Annotated in this window: 12 protein-coding genes; 3 read left to right on the top strand and 9 right to left on the bottom strand. The window is 41.5% G+C overall.

Going from position 1 to position 11,721, the window contains the following annotated elements:
* Nucleotides 1-309 (top strand): LysR substrate-binding domain-containing protein (locus tag VP97_RS19530; RefSeq protein WP_216594936.1); only part of this gene is annotated, 309 nt, incomplete at its 5' end.
* A gap of 58 nt (nucleotides 310-367) precedes the next feature.
* Here the strand turns inward: VP97_RS19530 and VP97_RS19525 are convergent.
* The 6 genes from VP97_RS19525 to VP97_RS23485 all read right to left on the bottom strand — a co-directional run bounded on the left by VP97_RS19525 (nucleotide 368) and on the right by VP97_RS23485 (nucleotide 6,878).
* Complete coding sequence (locus VP97_RS19525) at nucleotides 368-1,672, bottom strand: CitMHS family transporter (RefSeq protein WP_050183833.1); 1,305 nt, start codon at nucleotides 1,670-1,672, stop codon at nucleotides 368-370.
* A 469-nt stretch (nucleotides 1,673-2,141) separates the two neighbouring features.
* Complete coding sequence (locus VP97_RS19520; RefSeq protein WP_425388500.1) at nucleotides 2,142-2,777, bottom strand: RraA family protein; 636 nt, start codon at nucleotides 2,775-2,777, stop codon at nucleotides 2,142-2,144.
* A 17-nt stretch (nucleotides 2,778-2,794) separates the two neighbouring features.
* Nucleotides 2,795-4,321: a tripartite tricarboxylate transporter permease gene (locus tag VP97_RS19515; RefSeq protein WP_050183832.1), complete on the bottom strand. Its 1,527-nt coding sequence runs from the start codon at nucleotides 4,319-4,321 to the stop codon at nucleotides 2,795-2,797.
* A 10-nt stretch (nucleotides 4,322-4,331) separates the two neighbouring features.
* Complete coding sequence (locus VP97_RS19510) at nucleotides 4,332-4,793, bottom strand: tripartite tricarboxylate transporter TctB family protein (protein WP_050183831.1); 462 nt, start codon at nucleotides 4,791-4,793, stop codon at nucleotides 4,332-4,334.
* A gap of 81 nt (nucleotides 4,794-4,874) precedes the next feature.
* Complete coding sequence (locus tag VP97_RS19505; RefSeq protein WP_050183830.1) at nucleotides 4,875-5,900, bottom strand: Bug family tripartite tricarboxylate transporter substrate binding protein; 1,026 nt, start codon at nucleotides 5,898-5,900, stop codon at nucleotides 4,875-4,877.
* An 801-nt stretch (nucleotides 5,901-6,701) separates the two neighbouring features.
* A complete protein-coding gene (locus VP97_RS23485; protein WP_245629939.1) occupies nucleotides 6,702-6,878 on the bottom strand; it encodes a transposase in 177 nt (58 codons plus the stop codon).
* 89 nt (nucleotides 6,879-6,967) lie between these two features.
* On the opposite strand from VP97_RS23485, the gene VP97_RS19500 reads away from it, so the two are divergent.
* The gene (locus VP97_RS19500; protein WP_050183829.1) at nucleotides 6,968-8,326 is read left to right on the top strand and encodes an RNA-guided endonuclease TnpB family protein; all 1,359 of its coding nucleotides are present in this window, start codon (nucleotides 6,968-6,970) and stop codon (nucleotides 8,324-8,326) included.
* A gap of 213 nt (nucleotides 8,327-8,539) precedes the next feature.
* Here VP97_RS19500 and yyaC read toward each other — a convergent pair whose 3' ends face one another.
* The 3 genes from yyaC to VP97_RS19485 form a co-directional block, all read right to left on the bottom strand.
* Nucleotides 8,540-9,127: a spore protease YyaC gene (yyaC, locus tag VP97_RS19495; RefSeq protein ID WP_082220458.1), complete on the bottom strand. Its 588-nt coding sequence runs from the start codon at nucleotides 9,125-9,127 to the stop codon at nucleotides 8,540-8,542.
* A 222-nt stretch (nucleotides 9,128-9,349) separates the two neighbouring features.
* A complete protein-coding gene (locus tag VP97_RS19490) occupies nucleotides 9,350-10,645 on the bottom strand; it encodes a CitMHS family transporter (RefSeq protein WP_050183828.1) in 1,296 nt (431 codons plus the stop codon).
* A gap of 378 nt (nucleotides 10,646-11,023) precedes the next feature.
* Nucleotides 11,024-11,269, bottom strand: coding sequence for an HPr family phosphocarrier protein (locus VP97_RS19485; RefSeq protein ID WP_050183827.1), 246 nt, complete (start codon nucleotides 11,267-11,269; stop codon nucleotides 11,024-11,026).
* A gap of 288 nt (nucleotides 11,270-11,557) precedes the next feature.
* Between VP97_RS19485 and VP97_RS24045 the strand changes: the two genes are divergently transcribed.
* The coding region (locus VP97_RS24045; protein ID WP_245629940.1) for an isocitrate/isopropylmalate family dehydrogenase at nucleotides 11,558-11,721 on the top strand (164 nt) is incomplete at its 3' end.

Genomic DNA, 11,721 nt, shown 5'->3' with positions numbered 1-11,721 from the left:
GATCAGCTGTATAAACATATGACAGACAATTGGTGGGCTGAGCACTACTCGCACCCGCCTTCGATTGGCATCACAGTAGACCGGGCTGATACGTGCAAAGAAATGGTGTTAAACGGCTTAGGGTATGCCATTTTGCCTTCCCTATTTTTTAAGGAAACAGACCCTATTTACAAAATCCCACTTCAAACCAAAGACGGACAGGCACTCACACAAAAAACGTGGATGGTTTATCATCCAGAAGCCGAAGAATTAAACGTCGTAAAAGCATTTGCTGATTTTATTAAACAGAATGTCGCTTTCAAGAATTAAAAAACAGGCCGCAAAATGGCCTGTTTTTTGTGTAAACAAGGTTACCTTGATCGGGTATTTACATAGAAATGGCTCCTGTTAACAGTGCGGCAATAATCATGACGACACAGGTCCCGATTGCCCACTTCAAAATAAATTTCTGGTGCTCCCCGAAATCCACCTTTGCCATCCCGACTAAAAGATGAGTAGAGGCAATAAGCGGGCTCATGGCGTGAAGCGGCTGCCCGAGTACGGATGCTCTGGCAATTTCAACCGGGTCCACACCATAAGCTGCCGCGGTTTGCGCAATAATAGGCACTACACCAAAATAATATGGATCATTTGCCATGACATAGGTTAAAGGCATACTTGTAATAGCAGTGATTAAAGCAAAAGACGAGCCAAGTTCTTCAGGAATGATGGCGATGAGGCTGTTGGCCATTTCATCCACCATGTGGGTTCCGGAAAGAATACCTGTGAAAACACCCGAAGCAAAAATTAACGCGACTACGATTAGGACACTGTCAGAATGAGAAGCCAATACTTTTTTTTGAATTTCAAGGTTTGGATAATTCACTAACAGGGCCAAAGCAAATCCTATCAGAAACAGAACAGGCAGAGGAAGAATCCCTATTACCAGTGCCGCGATCAATGACAGCGTGAGTAGGAAATTAAACCAGATTAATTTAGGCCGTTTTAACTCTGAATCCACTACAGTAGCTGCTTCCTCTTGAAGCTGCAGCGGAAGCTTTGACGTATCTAAGTCCATGATGCCGAGTCTGGTGCGTTCTTTTTTTCCCAGCACATACGCTGTAAAAAACACCCATACCAAACCTGCAATCATCACCGGCACAAGAGGAAGAAACACATCATTCGCATCCAAATTCAATGCGCTTACAGCTCTTGCCGTTGGCCCTCCCCACGGCAGCATGTTCATTACACCAAAAGCCATCATGGATACACAGGTTAAAATAAGCGGGTTCATCCCAAGGTACGTATAAAGCGGCAGCATGGCTGAAACCGTTATGATATAAGTGGTCGTTCCATCACCGTCAAACGCAACAAGGGCAGAAAGAACCGCTGTTCCGATGACAATCTTCAAAGGATCCCCTTTTACAATGGCCAATATTTTTTTGATCAGCGGTTCAAACAATCCCGCATCAATCATAATGCCAAAATACATAACGGCAAACATCAGCATAATTCCTGTCGGTGCTACCCCGCTAAGCCCTTCTAGTATCATCGGGCCCAGGTCTTTTCCGAAACCTCCAATGATCGCAAAAAACAAAGGCACTATAATTAAAGCAAGTAAAGCGGACATCTTTCGAGTAACGATTAAAGTAATAAACACCAGCATCATGACAAAACCTAATGTCGAAACCATCCAATCCCTCCTATTATCGTTGTATACGCTTACAATAAGTTTCAAATAACCCTGCTTCGTAACCAGCTGCTCTTGATCATTCATTTTTTGTTATAAATCTTTTAATCTATTAAGCTTTACTTGTCCTCTCTTCGTAGGAGCTTGAAAAAGTCCCATCCCAGCCTTATGTACAATTTTCACAGTTCTTCATATGGTATTTATTCTTTTTTCACCTCTCTTCTCTTTTATTGTTTTATGTCAAGCTGGCTTACTATCATCATACTGAATGGCTCTATTCAGTAAAAATAGCGATTTTTCATAGTTAAGTATAAATAAATTCCATTGGTCACATTCAGTTAGCCGCTACTGGTAAAATAATTTTTTCAAAGGCGGCTGACGCTTTTTGCATAAAACCGATATTTATCTTTTCCATTTATAAAGTAAGGACATTCTAACAATGAAAAAAACAGGCCGGATCCGGCCTGTTTTTTTATGATAAGAATCGGTCTAAATACGCAATAATTTCTTCTCTGTTGCCTGATACTTTTTGAGCCCGTTGAATATCTTTGTCTACCTTCTCCAGCGACTGTTTTAACACTTCTTCTTCCAGCTCCTGCGGAATAACGGTGACTCCGTCTGCATCTCCTACGATAATATCACCAGGCTGAACGGTTACACCGCCGCAGGAAATCGGCACATTGATTTCTCCCTGTCCTGCTTTTCCACTTGCAGCAATGGTTGTCCCTTTGCAAAAAACGGGATAGTCCAATTCTTTAATACCGACTACATCCCGAATAACGCCATCTACGATGATTCCTTTAATACCAAGCGTCTGCGCCATTCCAACAATAAAATCTCCGGCTATTGCCCGGTATGTGTCTCCTTTCGCATCAATCACCAAAACATCGCCTGGTTTTGCTTCCCTGATAGCTTTTAATACAACTAAATTATCACCAACTGGCATTTTTACGGTAAATGCCCGTCCAACAACACGGTATTCCTCTTTGAGCGGCTGAATCGTCGACGACAAATTGTTCATCCCCTCCAGCGCATCTGAAATACAGGTTGTTGGGATTTCCTCAAATTGCTCTACAATATTCATTTTCACTTGGTTTTCAACAGTCATTTTTCTCTCTCCTTTACTTATCCTTCTTCATTTAAAATTAATTTTTTTCCTCTCAGTTTTAAAAACAAGGGAGTTATAATCCACAAAATCCCAATAATAATAAAAGTCAGGGAAAGCGGTTTTTGAATGAAAATCATTACATCGCCATTTGAAATTGTGAGTGCTCTCCGCAAATTATTTTCAATCATTGGTCCCAATACCAGGCCCAATACAAGAGGGGCAATAGGGAAATCATTTTTTGAAAGAAAATAGCCTGCTACTCCACAGGCAATCAGCAGCCCTAAATCAAATACAGAAAACTGAACAGCGTACACGCCGAAGAAAGAAAAGCCGATGATTAATGGAATTAAGTATTTGGCAGGTGTTTCTACTACTTTGGCAAACACTTTGACCATAGGCAGATTTAAAATAAGTAAAATCGCATTTCCAACAAACATGCTGGCAATCAATCCCCAGGCAACATCCGGATGTTCTTCAAAAAGAAGCGGACCAGGCGTAATATTGAACATAATAAACGCACTCATTAAAATCGCCGTTGATCCCGATCCCGGGATACCCAGGGTCAGCAGAGGAATAATCGCTCCTCCGGCCGCCGCATTATTTGCCGATTCAGGAGCCGCAACCCCTTCAATAGCCCCGTTTCCAAACTTCTTGGGATTTTTGCTTAATTTCTTTTCCATAATGTAGGAAAAGAAAGAAGCAAGAGTAGCCCCGGCACCAGGAAGAACACCAATAAAGAATCCTAAAACCGATCCCCGGGCAATTGGAAGAGAGCTGTCTTTCAAGTCCTGTTTTGTAGGAAGAATGCGATTAATCTTGGCAATTTCACCATCATTGCTTTCTCTTTCTAAAATGGCTTTAAACACTTCTCCTACCGCAAATAGTCCAACAGCAATCGTTAAAAACTCTAATCCTGAATACAGAACCGGCATGTCATACGTAAAGCGGGTGACACCCGACACAGCGTCAATGCCAATCGTCGCCAGTAGCAGGCCGAAGACGGTCATCATCAGAGCTTTCGTAATGGATTTGCCGCCTAATCCGCTTACTGCCAGCAGCCCAAGCAGCATCAGGGAGGTATATTCTGCCGGACCAAACTTTAACGCAATGCCCGCCAGCGGGTTTGCCAGTAAAATAAGACCGGTTAACGCAACTAACCCAGCGGCAAAAGAACCAATTGCACAAATAGCCAATGCCACTCCCGCCCGGCCGTTTTTAGCCATTTGATGTCCATCAAGGGTGGTCACAACAGAAGATGATTCACCTGGTGTATTCAAAAGAATCGACGTAGTAGAGCCACCATACATTGCTCCGTAATACACTCCAGCCAATAAAATAATAGAGCTTGTGGCTGCTGCTTCAGCAGGTAGTCCGCTTGTAATGGACGCCGTTATCGGCATTAAAAGAGCAATCCCGCTCATAGGGCCGATGCCAGGAAGAACGCCTACAGCCGTTCCAATCAATACTCCGAAAAAAGCGAACAGAAGATTATGCCATTGCAGTGCTGTTGCAAAACCCTGCATTAAATACTCCAGCGTGCCCATCTAATCCCTCCTAACTGAAACTCATCCATGATGGAAATGGTGGCAGCGAACCCTGCAGAAGAACAACAAACAAATAGTAAACCCCTATAGAGAAACACCCAGCAATGATAACAGATACCCAAACCTTTCCTCTTTGCATCGTCTGAAAACCAATGAGCAAAAACAGGAAAGTTGTGATCACATATCCGAGTGTTTCTAAAAGGGCTGCATATAAAATAGCAGCAATCAGGATAATGCCAAACCGTTTATAATCCAGTTTTACACTGTTCTTTTTCGCATCTGTATAGCGAAACGTTTCATAAACGAGACGAATGCTTAGCAATATTAAAGCAATACCTAAAGACATCGGAAAGATATTTGGACCGATTTCACTCCCATAGGCACTTTGAGAGAGTTTAAAGCTTTCAACTACAAACATAGCGCCGATCGCTAGAAACAGGAGGCCTGTATAGCGGTCAAATGTTTTGCTCATCGTTTTCCCCTCCCTGCCTCGGAAAAAGCAGCAGCCCACCCGGGAATATATTGCCGCTGCTTTTCTTTTAATTGTGAATTATTATTTTGCCATGCCGAGATCTTCGTAAATCTCTTTATACATCGCTTCTTCTTCCTCCATCAGCTTGATAAAATCCTCTGATGCCATATAGCCGTCCTGCCAGCCCTGCTTTTCCAGTTCATTCTTCCAAGCTTCTGTATCTACTAGCTGGGCTACTTTTTCTTCCCAGTAGGCTTTCGCATCTTCTGACATCTCAGCCGGTCCGTAAATACCGCGCCAGTTGGTTAATTCTGCATCAATGCCCTGCTCTTTGTACGTTGGAATCTCTGCAAATTCTCCTTCCAGGCGTTCAGGAGCAGAAATGCCTAAAATTTTCACTTTGCCGGCTTTTACATACTCATATACGGAAGAAACATCAGAAGAAATGACGTCAGCGTTTCCACCAAGCAAAGAAGTGAGTGCCTCGCCACCGCCATCAAAAGAAATATACTTTAGCCCCTTTACATCTACGCCAGCTTTCATGGCCGGATAAATGGCATTTAAGTGGTCAAAGGAACCCGGCCCGGAGCCGCCCGCAAATGAAATAGACGTTGGATCTTTTTTCAAGTCAGCAAACAAAGCCTCCAATGTGTCATATTTAGAATCTGCCGGGACTGCCAGTACATCATATTCTGTTACCAGCCGGGCAATCGGCGTAATATCCCGGAAGGAAACCGGGCTGTTTCCTTCTTTTTTAACGTGATTCAAAATAAATGGTGTAGACGCAATCAGCAGCCGGTAGTCATTCCCTTTGTCTTTGTTCGCAAATTCAACTGTACCGACAACTTGTCCGCCGCCTGGATTGTTTTCGACAGTAATGGTACTATCGACAATTCCTTCAGAAGAAAAAAGGTTGCTTAGCGACCGTCCTGTTGTATCGAGCCCTCCCCCAGCACCGGATGGGACAGAAAACGCAATTGCTTTTTCCGGATAGCTGCTGCTTGATCCACCTTGTCCACCTGCAGCTTTTTCTTCTCCGCTGTTACTGCAGGCGGCTGTTCCCAACGTTAAAGCAGCAGCTAGAATTGGTACCATCAACTTTTTCATCAAAATCCCCCCTGTTTATTTGTCTGAATAATCAGCAAACTAGTTCGGTTCTCTTTTTCCCTTTCTCAAAGCGACGGACTTTACTTGAAATACTCATTCCTCCCCCGGTATATTTCTTTCTCTCTTAATTGTGGAAGAGAGCCAGGCTCACCTGACTATTTTTTTAATCGACCTCTATTAAAGATCGAATGGTAGAACAAACCTTCTTCCACTTGTTGAGATAACGCTTTCATTTTTTTGTAAATGAAGATTTGTTTTCTCTGATTAAAGTGTACTCGATCCATAAATCCTTTGAAAAATAGTGATAATTCATGATTACATATTCTAATTTATTATGGCTTGTAAAATATCTAAGAAAAAGCCAAAAAACATTGCTATATCAAGGTTTATTGGAATTCCGACTTAACTTGTGCTTTGTAGTTTCCTATATGTGAGGGACATTTAAATTCAGGACAGACGCTCTAAAAACAAATAAAAAACCGCCCATATTAGGGCGGGAAATGGCGGAGAATTCCTAGCCATTTTTATTTTTATCTTTTTTCTCTAAAAAGATCTTTATCATTCATGATTTCACGTCACATTTTTAGATTTTAAATTTATCGATATTTTCCTGAAGTTCTTGCGCCAAGTTGCTTAGCGCGTTGATTAAAGCCGCAATTTCTTCCATTGTTGTATTTTGCTCTTCAGTTGCCGCAGCAACATGTTGTGTATTTTCTGCGGATCGCTCGAGGTGGCTCCTATACCGGACATCATGCGCGGCGTTCTCGCTTTGTCATAATTGGGCACCTCATCTGTTTTAGGTCAAGTGTACGTGACCTTAATTTTTCTGTTCAGATAAGTATAGACGCTCCAGTCTGTAATCTCTCTCAGCCGTTTCATGATGCTTTCAGAAATACATTTTTTTCGATATTTTGTAACTACAACTAAATGATACGTTAGTTTGTATCGGGCGTGCCTATTTCTGTTATATTCGCTCATTCTAAACCTCTTTTCGTTTTACAATTGATTTCCATTTTGATACGATCAATGTATTATAAAGACTAAAAAATGGAAAGGAGGGTTTGGGAATGAAAGTCGCGAAGTCGCTGCTGCACAAAATTACAAACCGGACGGAAATCTTCAATGATACACTAGATATTTATAATGATGCTCTGTCCTTCATCATCCAGGTGATTGACAAAGAGTATGATCATACCGACGGCCTGACAACCAAATCGATTGTACCGGCAGTAGAAAAACTGATTCACACAACCAAATCAAACCCTCTTCCAAAATACAAAGAGTTTAACGAACGTTTTTACAAGTTTCCTTCCTATTTCCGCAGAAGTGCCATTGCTTCTGCTTTTGGCAAGGTAAAGAGCTTCCGCTCTAACTATCAAAACTGGGAAGAAGAGCAGAAGTATGCTCTTTCCGAAGGAAAGAAATTCAGGAAACAACCTCCCCGCTTGCAGGCGGAACATAAAGAATTCCCTGTTTTTTATCGCGGGAACATGTTCAACAGGACATCTGATACGACTGCACAAATCAAGGTATTCCACCAGAATGACTGGGTATGGACAGATATCGAATTTAAAGGGCAGGATCTTTATAAACGAGGTGTATGGGAATGGAAAGAGAACAACCCTAAGCTGATTAAGCGGGGAAAGAAATTCTTCCTTTCCATCAGCTATGAAAATAAAGTCACTTTAACGAAAACGCCTATTCAAGAACAAAAAGTGTGTGCGGTGGATCTTGGACTGACGAATTCTGCGGTTTGTTCCGTTATCGATGCAAAAGGCACTGTCTTAGGCCGGACATTTATTGACCAGCCTAAAGAAAAAGACCATCTGCAGACGTTAACCAACAAACTGCGAAAAGCCCAGCGGGCAAGCGGCCGCATCCTTGCGCCTAATTTTTGGCGGCAGATCAACGGGTACCAGCAACATATTGTCCGCCATACAAGCCATGAAATTGTAAAATTTGCGGCGAAGCATGGCTGTGATGTCATCGTATTCGAATACTTAGGTAGAATGAAAACCCCAAAGGGGTTCTATGGAGCAAGGAAACTTCGCTTCAAGCTTCACGGGTGGCGGAAAATAGGCATCCAGAACAAAGTAGAGGAAATGGCGCACTGCCTGAGCATGCGCATATCCCGAATCAACCCGCGAAACACCAGCGCTCTGGCGTTCGATGGATCTGGAAAAGTGGAGCGGAATCCCCAAAAAAACCTTGCCACGTTTTCAACAGGCAAAGTCTATCACGCGGATTTGTCTGCTTCTTATAATATCGGGGCCCGCTACTTCATTCGGGCTTTTCAAAAATCCATCTCGGAAACGAAATGGTTGTCTCTTCAGGCAAAAGTTCCTGAACTGGCAATAAGGACATCCCAGACCTTGTCTTCGTTCATTAGTCTCCATCATGCACTTGGGCTTCCGAAGGAAGCTTAATCCTCTGATGCTGTACTGTATTCAAGATAAGGGATGCTCCATCAAAATCTTTGATTTAGGTGGAGAGGTTCACTAAAATCACTCCTTCTCTGTTTCTAAGCTCTTTCTGACTTTTACTTTAGTTCCACTCTCTTCAATAAATAAAATACCGATTTTTAATCCATATCCATAGAAACCCTTTATAATCTGCTCCAGCTGCTCCTTTCATTTAACTCAATCCTTCTGCTTTATCACTCTTTTTTGACCTTCTTTATGATTGTCTGTAATGAGCTCGTACACTTTCTTGGCCATGTCCATCACAGTGTGTAATCGAGTACTTGCTAAAAAATGATTGGATTCGTATTTATCTATGTAATTGACTATCGCTTTAATATGACAATCTCCAACCTCATCCAGCTTTTTGTTCATAGCCCTGCCTGGAAAAAGAGGTCCCTTTTTTATGAAGATCTCGCCAACATGATTTCTTTCACTAACGCAGGCGTCAATGGCAACAAGAAACGGATTTTGAAACTGTTTGTTTATTTCTTTTAAAGTGCTTTTTAAATTAAGTGCATGAACAGGATTTTTTAACGTTCCGTATACATGATATAATCCTTTGTTTTCTTGAAGCATTGTCCCTACTAGAGGTCCAAGGCAATCAACAATAAAACGATCAGATCCAATACATAAAAAAACAACGTCTCTCTCTGTTGAATGAATGAGATAACGGAATTCGGCAGCTGTGATATCCATGTTTTTTTCAGCAGCTATGTCCAGGTTGATTTCTTTTACGTTTTTCTTTCTTTTCCAAAAGCGATACATCCAATCCCCTCCACAGAAAATGCCGTGTAAATCAAATCTCACTTTATTATGAAAAAGTATACCCGAACTGCCATAGAAAACGCAGCCACTTTCCCTTTTATGTATTCCGACAAACAAAAAGACCTTTGCCTGGAACACAGCAAAGGTCTTTACAAAACCAATCAATTTGTCAACGAACAGATATTTTATCTTTTACAAATACACACAACAATTTTGTTTGAGTTAAAGGGCTATAGCACCTGTTAAAACGGCAACTGCAACCATCACAATGGCTGAGAGAAGAATCCAGGGAAGCGTATAGCGCTGCAGTTTCCCAAGGTCTGTCCGAATTAGTTCAATCAAGACCCAAAGCGGTGCTGAAGTCGGTCCAATCAAGTGAATCGTCTGGCCAATAACAGAAGCCCGTGCTACATCAATCGGTTCTACTCCGTAAGCGGTTCCAGCTTCCGCAAAGACTGGGAGAGCCCCAAAGAAGAAAGCATCATTTGACATAAAAAAGCTTAGCGGCAGGCAGATTGCTGCGACGATCAATGTGTAGAAGTCGCCAAAGCTTTCTGGAATTACATTCACGATATCTCCCGCCATATGATCCACCATTGCGGTGCCCTGCAGAATTCCGGTAAAAATACCGGCTCCAAGTACGAGGGAAACAACCGGGATCGCATTGGATGCATGTTCTTTAATGACTTTTTTCTGGTCATCCAGGTTTGGATAGTTCACAACAAGTGCAATGGCGAAGCCTACAATAAACAGCAGGTAAAGCTCAACAACATCTGCAATCAACACGCCCATTAATGTCAGTGTTAAGAAAAAGTTAAACCAGACGAGCTTCATATTGCTCTTTTCTGCCGGAGCTGCAGTAGTGAGAGCCATTTCACTTTTGTACTGGTCAATGACTTCCTGTCCAAGGCGCTTGCGCTCCCCTTTTCCAAGCACGTATGCGATAAACAGTGTAAACAGGGAGCCGCCTGCAATAACCGGCAGCATCGGAATAAAGTAATCAGAAGCATTTAACCCTAAAATACTAATCGCACGCGTAGCCGACCCGCCCCATGGCGTGCTTCCTGCGACAATCCCAAGAGCCATAATCGATAGAGTAGCGAGAATCAGCGGGTTCATACCCAAACGTCTGTAGACTGGCAGCATGGCAGAGCAGACGATCATATACGTGGTTGTACCGTCTCCGTCCAGTGCTACTGTCAGAGCTAGAACCGCCGTCCCCATCGCAATTTTGACAGGATCACCTTTTGCTACTCTTAAAATGGCATTGCTTAGCGGGTCAAACAACCCTGCGTCCATCATAATACCAAAGTAAAGAATGGCAAACAGCAATAGCACTGCCGTGTCTGCAACTGTAACAACTCCTTCACCCATCATTTCGCCAAGCTGAGGGCCAAATCCGCCGATCAGGGCAAAAACAATGGGAACAAAAATGATGGCAGTGAACGCTATCATTTTCTTGGTCATAACCAAGTACGTGAAAACGATAATAGTGAGAAACCCTAGAATGGATAACATAAATAAGCCTCCTGTTTAATTTAAATTCGCTTTTAAACAAAACTTCTTTACATGTTTCTCTTTTATTTGCTTCCCTTTTGACAAACTGCCTTTTAATAGAGCGCTTTCAATTGGTAACTGATCAGTGCTTATCATAGGGACTGCTTCTTTCTATCACGTTCCTTTCTAAAAGCAGGATATATAAGGTGTGCTTTGTGTAAAGCTAATGTAATATAATTTTAGAAATTAAGATAATATTTATTTTTTATAAAATTCAATTGATTTCTTTAATTTCACCTGGCTTTCTAAAGAAAACAAAAACTTACTATTAAGCTTTAGCTGCTCCTTTCCTATCATTCTTTAATATACAAAAAGGAAGTCCTAAACTGGACTCCCCTTTTACTCGCTTACTTCAACTGGCAGATTATACTTCCAAAATACTTTTGTCATTTCTGTTTTTGCTTCTTCTTCATCCTTTCCATGAATTTCAAGATAAAATGTTTTAGAATGCAGGATCGTGTAGGATAATCCAAGCATACTTTTCGCATCAATCAGTTTTCCATCTGTTTTCATAACAATACTTGATTTGAATTTGGATGCTGTTTCATTAATTTCTACCACAGCTTGAGCTAAAGTTAATGTCATATATAAACCTCCTATATAAAACTCAATGTATAAAATTGAGTATACGGGAGCCCGACTCAATAAAAAAATAAGAGATTTTGATGAAATACGATCAAAAACTTTTAATCCCGCTGAGATATTGTAAATCATTTTAAGGATAGAATAGTTGATATCGAAAAAATTAATAGTTAAGCATTTAAAAACAGTATTTTATTAATTCCTTCAAATCGTTTACAGTAAAGATAGAAAGTTCAATACGGTTTCACTGAACTGCAATTCTACTTTTATTTTAGAAAGGAAGTTATCATTATGACTGTTTATCGTCTTGGAGTATTGGCTGGAGACGGCATTGGGCCAGAAATTGTAAGCGCTACAGTAGAGGTTTTCAAAACAGCAGCCCGCAAAACGGGTGTTAATATTGACTGGATTGACCTGCCGATGGGCTGGGAGGGTATTGAAAAATACAATGAGCC

Origin of the sequence: Domibacillus robiginosus (assembly GCF_000966195.1) — a bacterium.
Classification (GTDB): Bacteria; Bacillota; Bacilli; order Bacillales; family Domibacillaceae; genus Domibacillus; species Domibacillus robiginosus.
Note: the sequence above shows the minus strand (reverse complement) of the source record. Positions and strands in the feature narration are given on the sequence as shown.

Coding starts and splice junctions, on each gene's coding strand:
- VP97_RS19525 (WP_050183833.1), bottom strand. CDS start 1,672: ATGGTTTCGACATTAGGTTTTGTCATGATGCTGGTGTTTATTACTTTA.
- VP97_RS19520 (WP_425388500.1), bottom strand. CDS start 2,777: ATGACTGTTGAAAACCAAGTGAAAATGAATATTGTAGAGCAATTTGAG.
- VP97_RS19515 (WP_050183832.1), bottom strand. CDS start 4,321: ATGGGCACGCTGGAGTATTTAATGCAGGGTTTTGCAACAGCACTGCAA.
- VP97_RS19510 (WP_050183831.1), bottom strand. CDS start 4,793: ATGAGCAAAACATTTGACCGCTATACAGGCCTCCTGTTTCTAGCGATC.
- VP97_RS19505 (WP_050183830.1), bottom strand. CDS start 5,900: ATGAAAAAGTTGATGGTACCAATTCTAGCTGCTGCTTTAACGTTGGGA.
- VP97_RS23485 (WP_245629939.1), bottom strand. CDS start 6,878: ATGAGCGAATATAACAGAAATAGGCACGCCCGATACAAACTAACGTAT.
- VP97_RS19500 (WP_050183829.1), top strand. CDS start 6,968: ATGAAAGTCGCGAAGTCGCTGCTGCACAAAATTACAAACCGGACGGAA.
- yyaC (WP_082220458.1), bottom strand. CDS start 9,127: ATGTATCGCTTTTGGAAAAGAAAGAAAAACGTAAAAGAAATCAACCTG.
- VP97_RS19490 (WP_050183828.1), bottom strand. CDS start 10,645: ATGTTATCCATTCTAGGGTTTCTCACTATTATCGTTTTCACGTACTTG.
- VP97_RS19485 (WP_050183827.1), bottom strand. CDS start 11,269: ATGACATTAACTTTAGCTCAAGCTGTGGTAGAAATTAATGAAACAGCA.